The sequence below is a fragment of the Clostridium sp. OM05-6BH genome (assembly GCF_003481635.1).
GTDB lineage: Bacteria > Bacillota > Clostridia > Lachnospirales > Lachnospiraceae > Butyribacter.
Genome location: NZ_QULH01000003.1, coordinates 35,798 through 51,714, shown reverse-complemented (window position 1 = coordinate 51,714; position 15,917 = coordinate 35,798). Strand labels below are relative to the sequence as shown.

Genomic DNA, 15,917 nt, shown 5'->3' with positions numbered 1-15,917 from the left:
GGGCTATGACTTGGCCTTTTGAAAATGATACAAGCTCCATTGTAAAGAAATTGGCAGATAGGAGTATGAAAGCGGATAAGAGAAGCAAGGCTTTTTTACTTTTGACAATCGCCCTCTCTGTCTGCATGGTTTTTTCGATTATCCTAATATCAACAGGTACGCAAGAGGAATTTAAGAACACACAGAGGAATAAAGCGCAGATTGGCATTTTGGGAGTTACGGATGAACAGACAGCCCTGCTGCGTCAAAACAAAGATATTTCATGGATCGGAGAATACTCCGCTATTGGCTTTTTTTATGTGGATGATAAAACAATCACGGTTGCTTACGGAGATGAAGATTACTTTTCGCATCAGGAAGAAAAGACTTTACAGGGAAGTGTGCCGCAGAAAGAAAATGAGATTATGCTTCCGCAGAATTATATTGACTTTTTAGGAAAAGCGTATAAAACTGGCGATGTTATTTCTCTTGACGTGACCGGCACAGGGCAGAAAGCGGAATATACGCTTTCTGGTATTCTGGACGACACAAAAGAAAGCAACGGATATTTTATTTATGTCAGTAAAGAACTTGCCCGAGATTTGGCAAAAGATTCTTTTCAGGTTACAGCATATACAAGGCTGAATACAGACGCCATAAGCTCCACGGCTATTCTTGATTTTGCCAGCAAAGCAATACAAAATACAGGCATTGTCGAGGAGCAGGTAATGCTTACAGAATATATTGCTGTTATGTCGGGGGTAATAACATCGGGTATTCCGATTCCAGTACCGTTGCTGGCGGCATTGACGGCTATTTTGGCGGCAGCGATTGTCTATGGTGTTTTTTACACAAAGATTGTAAAAAATGTTCAGATGTTTGGGCAACTTCGGACACTTGGCATGACAAAAAGGCAGATTAAGCGGATGGCAGGAAAAGAGGGACGGTTATATGCCTTGACCGGTATTCCTTTAGGACTTGTCACGGGCGTACTGATTGGATTTATTGGTTGTCCTGACGGATTCCGGCTGAAAACAACAGTTATTTATGCTGTACTGATTGCCGCAGTAGCCTTTATGACAGTGAATATTGCCATTTTTAAGCCTGTCCGGGTAGCAATGAATACTTCCCCGGTAGAGGGCGCGAAATACCTCGCGTATGCTGGAAAGGCAAAAAAGAGTCCAAAATTGCATCGGAAACTTACGCCGTTTAATCTGGCAAAATTAAATATACAAAGAAACAAGCAAAAAGCAGTCTTGACGCTGCTAATGCTTGGAGTGAGCGGCGCTCTTTTACTGGTTACTTCTACGGTTGCTGGTTCCATTGATCCGGCAAAACAGGCGAGCTTCAAATACTATCCAGCCGGTAACATTCTCATACAAATAAGAAATACAGTGGGTAGTTCCTTTGATAATGAAGCGGAGCCATACGGAAGCGCAAAATTGCAACTGGAAGAAAATCCGCTTGAGGATCAGACACTGATGCAGGAATTAGAAAAGGTGGACGGGATAGAAAAAATCACCGCATTCGACAGCGTTTATATGACGGTTACTTTTTCGGGCGGAAGTGGTTCTATCACAAGCATTTCAGACTTCTTTCCAACCTTAAACCGGGAACAGACGGAAGAAAAGCAGGCGGTGCTATCCTCTGGAACGGCAGATTACGATGATATGGTTGAGAAAAATGGAATATTGGTTGAAGAAGATATAGCAAAAGTTGGCGATACTTTGAAGATTGCGGGCAGAGCTTTCGATGGCAGCACCTTTGATGTGGAAGCCGTTGTGGTAGGCACATACAATAGGTCTGATTTAATGGAGAATAGCCCGGTTGTTCCCGGAAGTCCTTACTTCATTATGACTTATGATACAGCAAAAAAACTGACAGGGATAACAGAGCAGACAGGTATTCTGGCAGTCAAAAATTCAGACGGACGTTTTGACGACGTTTTGACCGCAGTTCAGGAGATCGCGGATAAAAACGGGAAAATAGAAGTAAATACGATTGAGCAAACGATTAAAAATATTCAGCATCAATACAGAGCCTCTATAAATGCTCTGTATATGGCCTCTGCTATTCTGTTTGTCTTTGGCAGTATCAGTCTTATGAATATGCTTATTGTTGATTTCCAGAGCAGAAAACGTGAGTTTGGTTTGCTTGAAGCCGTTGGAACAACGCAAAAACAGTTGAAAATAATGCTGAACAGGGAAATTGGAATCTACCTTGGAGGTTCATTAGCAATATCCCTTGTATGCGGAAGCATTCTAAGTGTAATTGCTTGTAGGAAATTAGATGCAGCAAATCATTGTATTACGCTGGAACTGCCGTGGCTGTTCCTGTTGGCTTTAATTGCTGTTCTGGCAGTTATATATTTAATCTTTACCGCATACGCCAAAGCTGAATTAAAGAAAGCGGAAATTCTGCCTGCCATACGCGAAGAATAGCAGTACATCAGCGGAGCAACCAATAAATGTTGCTTCGCTGATTTCAACTTTATCCGATTTCCTTGAAATGTCCGAGCTTTGTAACAATTCAGCCTGATTTTCTGTCGAACGCAAAGTTACCTCGGACATTTGTGTAACATTTGAATTGTATTATAATTCTCAGAAAGACGAATAGTTTGTTATCAAACTGCCGGGCGACGGCAAAAGAAAAAAGCCGCCGTACAGCAGTCCTATCAACACGCCTATATGAAGCGGCGGCTTTGAATTTCAGAGCCGCCGTTTCTTTGCGCTTGCACAAACCAATGACGACTTGCAGGGACGCGGTAGCCGATGGGAGGTTAATTTGCCGTGTCTCATTTGCTTTTCCAGAACTCACATGATTTACATCAGTTAAAAAAAGCATAGCCCCTCCGTCGGAGCAGTCCGGCTTTGAATATGAACTATACCATGTAAGCAATCATCTTTATAAAACATTTCTGCGCCCTGCAGGTCCGTTGCGACTTGCTGGGCGCTTTTTGCTGTTTTCTGAGGACAAACCCGCTTCGAAAAAATATTTTGAGATTTTTTCAAAAAAGAGGCGTTTAGCGGGCAGCGCACGGCGTTGCCGGTGTCATGTTGGCGGAAAGGGACAGAACCACAACATCCCCCACAGAAAGGGGGTGAGAAGATGGAAGCTATCCCCCGCGACTATGGCGAACAGTGCCGGTTTGATGCTTTCTGCAAAACCGTACTGCGAAATGAGGCCCGAAACTACCACCGGGATATGAAACGCCAGCGCGACCGTGAAACGTCGTTCAGCGTTCTCCCGCAGGCAGAATTGGACAAGCTCTACACCGTAGATCATTACCCCAGCGACGATTTTGTGTTTTCGTCGCATGGCTATGATTTACATATCGACAACGAGCTTGTGGCCGCCGCATTTGCTGAGCTGTCCCAGCAGGCGCAGAGCATTTTGATTTTGCACTGTGTTTTGGAACTGGCAGACGGCGAGATCGGCGCACTCATGGGAATGTCCAGAAGTGCCGTCCAGCGGCACAGGACTAAAACGCTGAAAGAGCTGCGAACAAAATTGATGGCGTTGATGCCGGAGGGAGGTTAGACGCGGATGAAAAATCCCAACTACAAAGGCATTGAGCTTTTGCCCCTTTCGGTGATCAAGGCCGCCCGCGCCGGTGATGCCGAGGCTGTGGAACGAGCATTGCGGTACTACGAGGGCTACATCAACAAGTTATGTACCCGGACGCTTTACGACGAATACGGCCAGCCTCATGTGTGCGTGGACGAGTACATGAAGCGCCGTCTGGAAATCAAGCTCATTTCTTCCATCGTCACAATACCGTGACGAACCGGCCCCCGGAGGCTGAAACAGCTTAACCCTTTCCCTGTTTCTTCCCTCTGCTGCGGGCCGCTGGCAGCACCTTGAAAAAGAAAGCCCGGTGGGATGCCATCGGAGCAGTATAGGGCAACGGACACATTCTGTATGTTCCGCGTCGGTTGATGCGCCATGACCTCATGTTCCATGAGTGAGCGAGAACCATCTACACCGAGAGTTGGCAGCTCATAAGCAGCGGCACATACGCTAACGATACTCCCGCGTTGAACGCCCACACAGCATTGCGCGGCGCACCCACAAGCATGGGCCGAGGTGAAATTCCTGTGGAGCTGATGCCACCAGCCGTCCGTTTCTTGCCCATTTATTCATCTTTCATGGCGGCATGGAATGATAGTCTATGCTGCCGCTTGAAGAAAGGGAGGTGAATCATGGCAGGCGAAATTGAAGTTCAGGTAAAAGATAAATTTTGCCTTACCATTGATGAAGCATCGGAATATTTCAATATTGGTGAGAAGAAAATGCGAAAGCTGGTAGCCGAGAATATGGATTCTGGCTTTGTAATTCAGAATGGAGTAAAGGTTTTGATTAAGCGGAAACGCTTTGAAGCCTTTCTGGATGATTTGTCGGCCATCTGATCTTTCGCTGATGATAAAAGCATTTGCTATACGCGCTTGAAGATCATATATTCTGCCTTTTGGCTCCGAGTTTTGCTTCATTTAGCAATAGAAAAAGGGCCTCCGCTATGATATACTGTTAGTATATCGCGCGGAGGCTCTTTTCACAGAAAGGAGCATGAACGGTGAGCGAGAAAAGACGAGATAACAGAAATCGTATTCTTCGCAACGGAGAGAGCCAACGCAAAGATGGACGATATGCGTTCAAATATATCGACGCAACAGGAAAGCCCCAGTTTGTTTATAGCTGGAAATTGGAGAAAACGGATAAGCTGCCAACGGGCAAGCGGGACGATCTTTCTCTGCGGGAGAAAGAAAAACTGATTCAGAAAGATATTGACGATCAGATTGTACCTCGCGGTGGTGAAATGACTGTGGAGGAACTGGTAAGAAAATATCTCATGCAGAAAACAGGCGTCCGGCATAATACCGAGGCCAATTACAACTTTGTCCTCAATATCATTAAGAAAGAGGAATTCGGCAAGCGCCGGATTGACAAAGTGAAGCAGTCTGACGCGAAATGCTGGCTGATAAAGTTGCAGCAGGATGGCAGGGGTTACAGCTCCATCCATTCTATCAGGGGTGTTGTCCGACCTGCCTTTCAGATGGCCGTTGATGATGATTTGATACGCAAGAATCCATTTGAATTTCAGCTTGCCACCGTCGTAGTCAACGACAGCGTGACAAGGGAAGCGATTACCAGAAAGCAAGAAAGAGCGTTTCTTGAATTTGTGGCGAGTGACAAGCATTTTTGCAAATACTATGATGGTATCTATATTCTGTTTAAGACCGGGCTTCGGATTTCAGAGTTTGTGGGTTTGACGCTGGCGGATGTGGATATGAAAAATCGAAAGATTAACATTAACCATCAGTTGCAGCGGAAGCGGAATATGGAGTATATCATCGAGGACACCAAGACAAGCAGCGGTACACGGGTTATCCCTATGACGGATGATGTGTATGAGTGCTTCAAGCGCATCATTGCCAACAGGAAAAAACCAAAAGTGGAACCGATGATTTGCGGCAAAAGCGGTTTTCTCTATCTGGATAAAAACGATATGCCGATGGTGGCCCTGCATTGGGAAAAGTATTTCCAGCATATTTGCGAGAAGTACAACAGCATCTATAAAGTGCAGATGCCGAAGATCACGCCGCACGTTTGCAGACATACGTTCTGCTCGAACATGGCAAAAAGCGGAATGAACCCCAAGACGCTTCAATACATCATGGGTCATTCTGACATTGGCGTGACGCTCAATACTTATACGCACATCGGATTTGAGGATGCGCAGGAGGAATTGCAGCGAGTAGCCAATGCTGAGTAGTTACTACTTTTCGTGGTAGAGGGAGTTCAGCGGGTATGCGATACGGCAAAATATGAAAGCGGCAGAAAATTCCCGGTACAATCCGTACTCTTGTTGCAGGGCAAGGATTTACGGCAAAGCTCTGCCATAGAATTTCGCCATATATCGCAAAAAAGGGCCAGTAGTAAAACACGATTTTAGGCTCAATTTACTACTTGTTGTACTACTTTTGCTGGCAAAGATGTGCGAATTTATGCTACGATATGCCAAGTGAACGAGCATCGGACCATTTGAGAAAATGCCTGAAAATCAAGGAAAATCAGTAAATTCAAGAGGTTTAGATAGATGATAAAAATACTTTTCGTGTGCCACGGCAATATACTAACCTTGATTAAAAATACTTGAGTTTACAGTGTTTTGGGGATGTTACAGTAGATTTTACCAACGATTTACCAAAGCTATTTGAGTAGTGGATAAACTACTCAGGATATGTAAAGAGAAGTATTATAAAAGAGTCCTAGCAAAGAAAAATCCGCAATTTAGCGGATTTTTTTAATACGTTCATTAAATAAAAGCAATCTGTTAATCTTATCATCATAAAATTCTTTTTGCTGTTCAATCACAGCTTTATCATTATCCTCATAGGAAATTAAATCCATCTGTTGTTTACAATTTAGATAAGAACAAATAGCTTCATTTATTTGTGAATCTTCAAATGTCATGTGTATGCTGCTGGGGATGTAGTTGCCATCTTTATCCTTATCAGCAGATATTTTCAATGAAGATTGTTCATTAAGCTTCATAACCAAAGAAAGAACATCACTAACGGTATTAATATCGTAATCAAGAAATACAGTTACGCTAATGCCAAGAGCTTCAGCTATTTTTTGAAGTTGATCTGGTTTTGGATTGCGTTCACCGCTTTCATATTTCTTTATGGTAGATAAATAAATACCGGACTGTTTTGATAATTCGTCCTGTGTCATATCTTTTAATTTTCTATATTTTTGAATTTTACTTCCAATTGAATGTCTATTATCCATTAATAATCACCTCAAACAAATTGATATGAATATTTTAACACAGAGTTCACAAAAGTGGTACATTATTTTGAAAATATATTGACAACCACAAATGTGGACTATATAATAAAAATGCGAACAGACCACAAATGAGGACTAACATAAAAAGAATAGATATGTTGAAAATACTTCTTTTGGCGAAGTTCAAGGATTCAAAATTTTGCTATATCATAATCCTGCGAGTTGCAAAGCAGCTCATACAATTGAATAACAATTACAGATATAGTGATAATTCCGGTTCAGATACCTGATGGAAATCAAATATACTTGCGAAGAGTGCTGAAGGATTGAGAAATGAAAGTGGAGCGAGTAAGGGTAGTCAATACTGTTGCGGAAGGATAATAAACTATGAAGGTGTTCAAAGGGAACTTCCTGGCTCTCGAAAAGGCGGTAGAGAGGATAGCATTATTTAATTTAACTTAATGCGTCGTAAACGCAGATGCGGCTTATCTGTAATTCCTATGTGTGCAGGCAAATGGGAAAAAAGCACACCTACATGGCATGAGCCGTGTAGAAAGCAGGTAAGTAGTGAATGAAATTAACTTTTAAAGGTGTGGATATAAGCACTGAGGAAAAGTTCGTCAGCTACATTAATTCACTGAACACAGCGATAATGAAGCAAAATGCCATGAATGAAATCAAGCAGGATTTATATGATGTTTCTTATTTGAAAAAGCGTTACCGAAAGATTGTAGCCAGAAATGAGAAAGCATTATTTATGGCAGAGCACGAATGTTTGAAATGTGTTTATTTCCAAAGACTGGCACGAAAATGTCAGGCAAATTGTAAGTGTCTCTTAGAAGAATCTACGGAAGGAGGCGTATTTACATGAAGCTATGTTGGATTGTAGTGTTGGTCGGAATAAGTATCATCCTGGTTTTTCTATATTCATTAGTTGCAATGTCGTCCAGAACAGAGAGGTTTATTGAGCAGCTTATGGAAGAGGAAGGGAGAAAAGATACAGATGAGCAGGATATGGAAGCAAATATTACGGAAGGGAAGGAGAGACAGGAACATGAATAACAAGTTAGAAGTAATCGGCATTGATCATGGATGGTCAATGATGAAAACAATCTCTCAGGTATTTGTCACAGGTGTTAAGGAGATTACAACAACTCCGGCACTTTTCGGCGATGTACTTGAGTATGAAGGAAAGTTCTATAAGGTTGGAACTGTGAGGCAGGAAGTAAAGGATACCAAGGTCGAAGATGACAGCTTTTATCTTCTCACTCTTGCAGCAGTTGCTAAGGAACTTAAAAGAAGAGGTCTTGCAGAGGCAAAGGTATTCCTTGCTGTAGGACTTCCACTTACAAGGTTTGGAGCTGAGAAGAATGATTTTATCAAGTACCTGACAAAGAATAAGCGGGTGAGCTTCAAATATGAGAATGAGCCGTATCATATCGAGATTGATGATGTGGCAGTATTCCCACAGTGCTATGCGGCAGTAGTGGACAAGATTCCTACAATGGCAAAGAAAACGCTGATAGTAGATATCGGTAGCTGGACAATCGACATTATGCCGGTAATCAACAAGTCACCGGATGAATCAAAGTGTGTGACGATACCAAAAGGTCTTATTACCTGTATGCGTTCTATCAATGAACAGTGTGTAAGACAACTTAACGGAGAGGTAGACGAGTCAGAGATACAGAACATCATGCGATATGGCAGGTCAGATATTGATGATGAATACTTTGCCATTATTAAGGCAGAGATAGAGGATTTTGTTGATAAGGTATATAACTCAATCCGTGAGTTTGGGTATAACTTAAAGACTACACCGATTGTATTTGTCGGAGGCGGGGCAGTTGTGATGAAGAATTTTGGTAGTCATGATGCTAAGAACATTTCCTATAACCTTGATGTAAAGGCAAATGCAAGAGGATATGAGCAGCTTGCCACAATGGGACTTAAAAGCACTAAGCGATTATCATAAGGAGGCAGATGATGGGAAGAAGACTTGAATATGAAGTAAAAACTTCTGTCCGCCTCAACATGAGCAATCCTCAGCATGTGAAAATCAATGATGTGATTCAGAACCTTGATCCGAAGATTTTCAAATCTAAGAATCAGTTCATCATAGATGCGATTCAGTTTTACATTGATAATTATGGAAAAGAAACCTTTGTTATCAAGAAGAAGGAAAAAGAGAGGGCTGAATATATCCGGTCAGAAGATATTGATGACATTAAGGAAGAGGTCATTGAAGCAGCAACCAATGAGGCTAGAAAAGAGGTAATAAAGCTGTTAGGCGTAGTGATATCCGGGATGAATGTTGGTCAGCCGGTAATAATGCAGGCAGCCAATAGTGAAGCACAAGAACCTACAGAAGATGTTATGGACGATGCAGATGTTGCAGGACTTGCAATGGGATGGATGTCGAAAGGAGACTGATTATTATGAGAAGAGTTATGGGAGCCGTAGGAACAGTAATTTTAGAGATACTCAAGTGGATATTAAGGATAATTCTTGGAGCTTTGAAGCTGGTCTTAGGACTTGCCAGAATAATTCTTCTTCTATTCGCTATGGTGGCAAGGATATTTCTTTCATTCGTAAGAATGGGCACATTCTGAGAGGAGGTGAGCGTATGCAGGTAAAGGGTTTATTCTTAAATTACAAGAAAAACAGAAGACTTATGCAGTATTTCTTTAGAATAAGAGAGCTGGTATAATGAAAGGAGTTTAAGATGCACAGAATACGGGACAGTCCTATGTGTCCCGTGCATTACAGATAAATAGTTCACCGCAAGGGTGGATGGCACGGAACACAAAGCCCGTCCCTCTTGCGGAGAAGGGATGGGCGATTACTATGAAGAAGATAAGTATTATCTTATTATCCGCAGTACTGGTCTTTTCAATGGCTGCCTGTAATGGTGGTAAGGAAAAGGCTGATAATCAGACAGAGAAACAGACGGAAAGCGTAAAGCCAACTGAAGAAGCAGAAATGGCAACGGAAGCTGTCACAGAGGTCACAACCGAAGCTGGAAGCGAAGAGACAGAGAAAGATATTGCCGAGGTTAAAGATTCAGAAGAGAAGAATGATAAGGAAGATAACCGGTCCGCTGATAATGAAACTGCTTCAAGGCAGGAAGAAAAGCCAGAGCAGAATGACGAGCCGGAACAGAAAGCTTCAGTAAATGATAATGAGGAAGCTGGCGGAAATCAGAGTAATGCAGGTAATGGTGGTCAGACTACAGACAGTCCGAAAGACAATGTGAGCAATCCACAGCCTGCATCCGTGGCATACAGTCCACAGAATGTTGTGTCACTTGCAACAGCAAAGTGTCAGGCAGGAGGGATGATTACCACACAGCAGAATTTACAGAATCATTTGAATGACGGCAGTATCACGCAGGAAGAGTACAATGAGTATTATCCTTACGATGGTATGGAAGGCTCTTATTATAGTGTGTTTGTAGAGACAGACCTCAACAAAGCAAGTACCATTGATGGACAGCGGTTATCATCTGAGGATGCAATCGCAGGATATATTGCAAGTATGTTACTTTTGGAAACAGATCCGGTATTCTACATCAGTTATGATGGAGTTTACACGACAGGCGGTACAAACTATTACGAGTTTCGATGTCACAGATAAATAAAAACGAATAGAAGCAGAAGGAAGAAAGATGTAAGCTATAAACTTATGTCTTTCTTTTTTTATGCGTAAATTAAGGAGGAAAGAGCACATGAAACAGAAACTAAAGCGTTTTATGGCAGGATTTATGGCTATGCTCACACTGGTTGGAACACTCTTTACGAATGGAACAACAGCATTTGCAGCCAGTCCGCAGGCAAATATTGCGTTCTGGAATGCGTCAGTCAAAAATTCCGGAGAAGTAAGTGAGCTGAAGCCCGGATATAATCATGGCAAGATTCTGTATTCAATTCTTGACGGAAATTCTGCATATTGTATGAATTTCGGATTAAGAGCAGATGGCGGTCAGCTTATGAACAGCTACGATGATGCGAGCACATCAATGTCAGCACAGCAGAGAAAGCTTTTAAGTTACTGCCTTTATTATGGGTTTAACAGTACACAAAAGGCGGCACCAAGCAACAGTCAGTGCGATGAGTATATCGCAACTCAGGCAATGGTATGGGTTATTGTAGCAGATATCTTTGGAACCGGAAGCGGTGATTCAGCAGCAAGAAAGCTCTGTAACACAGCACCAAGTCCTGATTCTTCATACAGCTATTATGAGAGACTTAGGGACAATATCAGCAGCTCCTACAATGCAACACTTCCAAGTTTTGCATCACGCAGAACCAGTGAGGCACCAACTTATGAGCTGAAGTGGAATGAGGGAAGTCAGAGATTTGAAGCAACATTATCTGACAGCAATGGTGTCTTATCAGACTTTGATTTTGGCATCAGCGGATATTCTGTTGATAAGAATGGCAACAGTATTACAATCTCTTCAACGAGTGTGAATACCACAGCTACAACAGGAACATTCACATCCAATGCTGGCAAGGTTGAGACAACATCAAGCTGTGTATTCTGGCTTACAGGAAAGAGCGGATATCAGGAGTTTATTTCTGAAAGACCGACAGCAGATCCTGTCAAATCCTATATCAAGGTCAAGACAGAGAACATCGGATATGGTGAGCTTACAAAGACAGATGAGTCAAGCGGAGTGAAGCTTTCCGGTGCAGTCTATGGAATTTATTCTGACAGCGGATGCACAAACAGAGTACAGACCATGACAACAGATGGAAACGGATATGCAAAGTCAGCTGCACTTGTCGCAGGCACTTATTATGTAAAAGAGATTACAGCACCAAAGGGCTATGTTCTTTCCGGTAAGGTTCATACTCTTACTGTAAGAGCGGGACAGACAACCGGAATCTCTGCAACAGATAAGGAGCAGCTTGGAGCAATCACAATCTACAAGGAAGGTGAAGTGCTCAGCTCATGGAATGGAAGTAACTTTATTTATGAGAAAAAGAAGCTTTCCGGAGCAGCATTCAAGGTAACTGCTGGAGCAGATATCTACAAGGCAGATGGTACTAAGGTTTACAATGCTGGCGATGTAGTGGCAGAAAGCCTTACAACAGGAACTGACGGACAGGTGGTATTATCTGACCTTCATCTTGGAACTTATGTGGTTACAGAGATTAAGAGCATTGAGGGATATACAATCAATACCACACCTCAGACAGTAGCAGTTGAGTATAAGGACCAGACTGTGACAGTACAGTATGAATCAGCTACGATTGAGAATACAAGACAGAAAGCGGATGTATCTGTCGTAAAGAAGGACTCTGACACAGAGAACCCTCTTGATGGCGGTAAGTACACACTTTATGCCGGAAATGACATCAAAAACTATGCCGGACAGGTTATTGTGACAAAGGGTACAGCTCTTGAAACAGTAACTACAGGTGAGGACGGAAAGGCGAGCTACAGCGTGGATCTGCCAATCTCTAACGGATATTATATCCAAGAGACACAGGCACCATATGCGTATATCAGAAACAGTAAAGATGTTTACAGATTCAATTTCAATGTATTACCTGAAACACAGGCAAAGGCATCATTCAGTCACACATTTGTAAATGACAGAACGACAGCAAAGATTCATATCTACAAGGTAGACAAGGAATCAGGCAAGGCAGTAGCCCAGGGAGATGCAAGCCTTAAAGGTGCAGTTTATGGTCTTTATGCGAGAAACGATATCGTGCATCCGGACGGAGCAACAGGAGTTGTATTCAAAGCAGGAGACCTTGTAGCAACACTTACAACAGATAAGAATGGCGAAGCAGAGGTCAATAACCTTTACCTTGGAAACTATTATGTGAAAGAAATCACTCCATCAGAGGGGTATCTCTTAGACGAAGAGGAGCACGATGTAGTATGCGACTATGAGGGAGACCTTGTAGCAGAGGTATCAAGAAGCACAACATCAGCAGAGCAGGTCATCAAGCAGCCATTCCAGCTTATCAAGGTATCTGACAATGGCGATGATACTGAAGCAGTCTTGTTGGCAGGTGCAGAGTTCACAGCATACTTAAAATCTTCTTTATCCGTAAAGGCAGATGGAAGTTATGACTTTGATAAGGCTACTCCTGTGGTAATCGGGGAAAACGGAGCAACAATAATCACATCCGATGACAAGGGACATGCAGTTTCCATTGCAATTCCTTATGGAACTTATGTGGTAGTAGAGTCAAAGACTCCACATAACATGAAGACAATCAAGCCATTTGAGGTGAAAATCAGCGAGAACCATCCTGACAAGCCTCAGACATGGAGAGTATTCCTTGACAGGGAGTTTACTGCAAAGCTTCGTGTAATCAAGAAGGATTCCGATACAAAGCAGACAGTACTTGTACCAAACGCAGAGTTTAAGATCTTCAATATTGATAAGAACGAATATGTAAAGCAGTACACAACTTATCCGTCAAAGGTAGAGCATACTTCATTCTTTACAGATGAGGATGGAGATTTAATCTTACCGGAAGCACTTAAAATCGGTAACTACCGCATTGAAGAGGTCAAAGCACCATTCGGATATGTGGTAAACGATAACTATATCAACATTTCGGTTGATACAGACACAGCATTTGAGACTGATGGAGATACCAATGATGCCATCATCACAGTGGAATATTCCGATGCCCCGGCAGTAGGAGAACTTACTGTTGAAAAGAAGGGAGAGGTACTTGACGGATTTAAGGGCGGACTTTTTGCAAACTCTGAGGATAAGGAGTTTGTCTATAAAGAGGGCTCTCTTGCCGGAGCAGTATTCAAGGTGTATGCAGCGGAAGATATTTTCACAGCAGACAACCAGAAGGACGCAGATGGCAACCGTACAAAGTATTACAGCAAGGGCGACCTTGTGGCAACTCTTACAACAGGAAAAGATGGAAAGGCAGTAGCCAAGAATCTTCCTCTTGGTCAGTACAGAGTTGTTGAAGTAACTGCTCCTGACGGATATGTATTAAATCCGAATGAGCAGAAAGTGACATTCACATATGTGGATGATAAGACACCTGTTATCAAGGAGAGCCTTACTTTCTCAGATGACAGACAGAAGCTTGATATGTCTGTGACTAAGCTTGATGCAGAAGATAACACACCGATTGCAGGTGCAGTATTTGGTCTTTATGCAGACGAGGATATCAAGAATGTTGCTGGCAAGGTAATTATCGAGAAAGGCACACTTCTTGAGAAGGCAACATCTGATGAGAATGGAAAGATTGCTTTTGTTAAGGATTATCCATTTGCAAAATATGTTGCAAGGGAGCTTGTAAAGCCTGCCGGATATGTGACAAATGAGGAAGCAGTAAACTTTGATACAAAATATCAGGGACAGGATGTTAAGGCTGCTGTATATAACAGCGAGTATAAAAACACTCCAACAACCTTTGAGTTTACAAAGACAGATATCACAAGCGGTGCAGAGCTTACAGGTGCAACACTTACTGTACTTGATAAGGATGGAAATGTGGTAGACACATGGACATCTGATGCTAAGGAAGCACATGTGATCAAGAGACTTGTCGTAGGAGAGACTTACACTCTTCGTGAGGAATTTGCTCCTTACGGATATATCAAGGCAACAGATATACAGTTTACAGTAGAGGACACGGGCAAAGTGCAGCATGTAGAGATGAAGGATGAAGTTCCGACTGGTTCTATCGTGATAAACAAGGATGGCGAGTTTGTAACAGATACCACTCTTATGAAGGGACACTGGTATGATTTCATTTTCAATTACTTCAAGGACAGCCTTGCAGGAGTAACTTTTGATATATATGCAAAAGAGGATATCGTAAGTGCTGATGGACTTGACACTGTATATCATAAGGCAGGAGACAAGGTGGCAACCATTGTGACAAATGATAAGGGTATCGCAAGAATTGATGACCTTCCACTTGGCAGATATTATCTTGTTGAGACAAAGACCATTGATGGATTTGTATTAGATGATACACCGATTGAGGCAGACCTTTCCTATATCGACCAGAATACAAAGGTTGTTTTCGCAGGAATGGATGTGACAAATGAGCGTCAGAAAGTGCAGATTACTGTAACCAAGACGGATTCAGAGACTAAGGAAGCACTTGAAGGAGCAGTATTCGGTTTATTTGCGAAAGAAGATATCGTAAATAAAGATGGCAAGGTAATCGTAAAAGCTGATACACAGATTGAGAGAACAGTAACAGGTAAGGATGGAAAGGCTGCATTTACCTCTGACCTTCCGCTTGGACAGTATTATGTCAAAGAGATTGAGGCACCAAAGGGATATGTGAAGTCTGATAAGATTTTTGATGTTGATGCTTCATATCAGGGAGATAAGGTAAAGGTTATCGAGTTTGACGCAGCATTTGAAAACGCACCGATCAAGGTAGAGATTTCAAAGACTGATATCACAGGCGAGAAAGAGTTGCCTGGAGCAAAGCTTTCTGTTATTGATGCTGATGGAAAGCTTGTTGAGAGCTGGATATCTGAAGCAGGAAAGACTCATATGATTGAAAGACTTCCTGTTGGCAAGTACACACTCAGAGAGGAATCTGCACCGTATGGATATAAGGTAGCAAGTGATGTAACCTTTGAAGTAAAGGAGACAGCAGAAATCCAGAAGGTATCCATGAAGGATGAGCAGGTTGTCGGAAAGATTGTCATTGAGAAAACTGACAAAGTAACCGGAAAGCTAATCGAGGGTGTTGTATTTGAAGTAAGAGATAAGGACGGAAAGGTGCTTGATATACTCACTACTGACAAGAATGGTCATGCAGAGAGCAAGGAGCTCCCTATCTGTACTTACAACGAGGATGGAACTTTTAAGGAAGATATCCATTATACAGTAGTTGAGACAAAAGCAGCTGACGGATATATCCTTGATGAAACAGCTCATGATGTAACTCTTCGATATGATGACAATGCACCGGATGTTGTTGTAGCAACTCTTAAGCTTGTCAATGTACCGACAGAGCCTAAGCTTCCACAGACAGGCGACAATGCAAATCCGCTTCTTTATCTTGGAATCGGTGCACTTGCACTTATTACAGGTGTTGGAGTAGGACTTCGTGGAAGAAAGAAAAAGAATAAACAGTAACAATTAACCTTGCGGGGAATGTAAGCCAGTAACTTAT

Annotated in this window: 13 protein-coding genes; 12 read left to right on the top strand and 1 reads right to left on the bottom strand. The window is 42.3% G+C overall.

The genetic code is table 11. From position 1 onward, the window contains the following. Positions 1-5 precede the first annotated feature (5 nt). From DXB73_RS04270 to DXB73_RS04245, 5 genes are all read left to right on the top strand, one after another. Positions 6-2,420, top strand: a complete 2,415-nt coding sequence (locus DXB73_RS04270; protein ID WP_118690237.1) for an ABC transporter permease — start codon at positions 6-8, stop codon at positions 2,418-2,420. Between the two features lie 667 nt (positions 2,421-3,087). Then, on the top strand, positions 3,088-3,519 hold the full coding sequence (locus tag DXB73_RS04260) for a sigma-70 family RNA polymerase sigma factor (protein WP_118690236.1): 432 nt from the start codon (positions 3,088-3,090) through the stop codon (positions 3,517-3,519). Between the two features lie 6 nt (positions 3,520-3,525). Continuing rightward, on the top strand, positions 3,526-3,762 hold the full coding sequence (locus DXB73_RS04255; RefSeq protein WP_118690235.1) for a helix-turn-helix domain-containing protein: 237 nt from the start codon (positions 3,526-3,528) through the stop codon (positions 3,760-3,762). A gap of 419 nt (positions 3,763-4,181) precedes the next feature. Further along, entirely contained in the window at positions 4,182-4,388 is a 207-nt protein-coding gene (locus tag DXB73_RS04250) for an excisionase (RefSeq protein ID WP_118359677.1), read from the top strand. A gap of 164 nt (positions 4,389-4,552) precedes the next feature. Then, positions 4,553-5,752 (top strand): site-specific integrase, encoded by a 1,200-nt coding sequence (locus DXB73_RS04245; protein ID WP_118690234.1) that lies wholly within the window; start codon positions 4,553-4,555, stop codon positions 5,750-5,752. 518 nt (positions 5,753-6,270) lie between these two features. On the opposite strand, the gene DXB73_RS04240 is transcribed toward DXB73_RS04245, so the two are convergent. After that, entirely contained in the window at positions 6,271-6,774 is a 504-nt protein-coding gene (locus DXB73_RS04240) for a helix-turn-helix transcriptional regulator (protein ID WP_015516962.1), read from the bottom strand. Between the two features lie 571 nt (positions 6,775-7,345). Here DXB73_RS04240 and DXB73_RS04235 point away from each other — a divergent pair. The 7 genes from DXB73_RS04235 to DXB73_RS04205 all read left to right on the top strand — a co-directional run bounded on the left by DXB73_RS04235 (position 7,346) and on the right by DXB73_RS04205 (position 15,880). Then, entirely contained in the window at positions 7,346-7,645 is a 300-nt protein-coding gene (locus DXB73_RS04235) for a hypothetical protein (protein WP_015568851.1), read from the top strand. Continuing rightward, a complete protein-coding gene (locus DXB73_RS04230) occupies positions 7,642-7,836 on the top strand; it encodes a hypothetical protein (protein ID WP_015568850.1) in 195 nt (64 codons plus the stop codon). The genes DXB73_RS04235 and DXB73_RS04230 overlap by 4 nt, the downstream gene beginning before the upstream one ends. Next, complete coding sequence (locus tag DXB73_RS04225) at positions 7,829-8,749, top strand: ParM/StbA family protein (RefSeq protein WP_118341529.1); 921 nt, start codon at positions 7,829-7,831, stop codon at positions 8,747-8,749. Before DXB73_RS04230 ends, DXB73_RS04225 begins: the two co-directional genes overlap by 8 nt. 8 nt (positions 8,750-8,757) lie before the next feature. Further along, positions 8,758-9,207 (top strand): ATP-binding protein, encoded by a 450-nt coding sequence (locus tag DXB73_RS04220; RefSeq protein WP_118341528.1) that lies wholly within the window; start codon positions 8,758-8,760, stop codon positions 9,205-9,207. A 5-nt stretch (positions 9,208-9,212) separates the two neighbouring features. Next, complete coding sequence (locus DXB73_RS04215) at positions 9,213-9,386, top strand: hypothetical protein (protein ID WP_015516967.1); 174 nt, start codon at positions 9,213-9,215, stop codon at positions 9,384-9,386. A 235-nt stretch (positions 9,387-9,621) separates the two neighbouring features. Beyond that, positions 9,622-10,410, top strand: a complete 789-nt coding sequence (locus tag DXB73_RS04210) for a hypothetical protein (RefSeq protein ID WP_243036983.1) — start codon at positions 9,622-9,624, stop codon at positions 10,408-10,410. A gap of 91 nt (positions 10,411-10,501) precedes the next feature. Beyond that, complete coding sequence (locus DXB73_RS04205; protein ID WP_182447796.1) at positions 10,502-15,880, top strand: SpaA isopeptide-forming pilin-related protein; 5,379 nt, start codon at positions 10,502-10,504, stop codon at positions 15,878-15,880. Positions 15,881-15,917 lie beyond the last annotated feature (37 nt).

What these genes read in the sequence shown, in the direction of transcription:
- DXB73_RS04270 (WP_118690237.1), top strand. Translation starts at nt 6, where the DNA reads ATGACTTGGCCTTTTGAAAATGATACAAGCTCCATTGTAAAGAAATTG.
- DXB73_RS04260 (WP_118690236.1), top strand. Translation starts at nt 3,088, where the DNA reads ATGGAAGCTATCCCCCGCGACTATGGCGAACAGTGCCGGTTTGATGCT.
- DXB73_RS04255 (WP_118690235.1), top strand. Translation starts at nt 3,526, where the DNA reads ATGAAAAATCCCAACTACAAAGGCATTGAGCTTTTGCCCCTTTCGGTG.
- DXB73_RS04250 (WP_118359677.1), top strand. Translation starts at nt 4,182, where the DNA reads ATGGCAGGCGAAATTGAAGTTCAGGTAAAAGATAAATTTTGCCTTACC.
- DXB73_RS04240 (WP_015516962.1), bottom strand. Translation starts at nt 6,774, where the DNA reads ATGGATAATAGACATTCAATTGGAAGTAAAATTCAAAAATATAGAAAA.
- DXB73_RS04235 (WP_015568851.1), top strand. Translation starts at nt 7,346, where the DNA reads ATGAAATTAACTTTTAAAGGTGTGGATATAAGCACTGAGGAAAAGTTC.
- DXB73_RS04230 (WP_015568850.1), top strand. Translation starts at nt 7,642, where the DNA reads ATGAAGCTATGTTGGATTGTAGTGTTGGTCGGAATAAGTATCATCCTG.
- DXB73_RS04225 (WP_118341529.1), top strand. Translation starts at nt 7,829, where the DNA reads ATGAATAACAAGTTAGAAGTAATCGGCATTGATCATGGATGGTCAATG.
- DXB73_RS04220 (WP_118341528.1), top strand. Translation starts at nt 8,758, where the DNA reads ATGATGGGAAGAAGACTTGAATATGAAGTAAAAACTTCTGTCCGCCTC.
- DXB73_RS04215 (WP_015516967.1), top strand. Translation starts at nt 9,213, where the DNA reads ATGAGAAGAGTTATGGGAGCCGTAGGAACAGTAATTTTAGAGATACTC.
- DXB73_RS04210 (WP_243036983.1), top strand. Translation starts at nt 9,622, where the DNA reads ATGAAGAAGATAAGTATTATCTTATTATCCGCAGTACTGGTCTTTTCA.
- DXB73_RS04205 (WP_182447796.1), top strand. Translation starts at nt 10,502, where the DNA reads ATGAAACAGAAACTAAAGCGTTTTATGGCAGGATTTATGGCTATGCTC.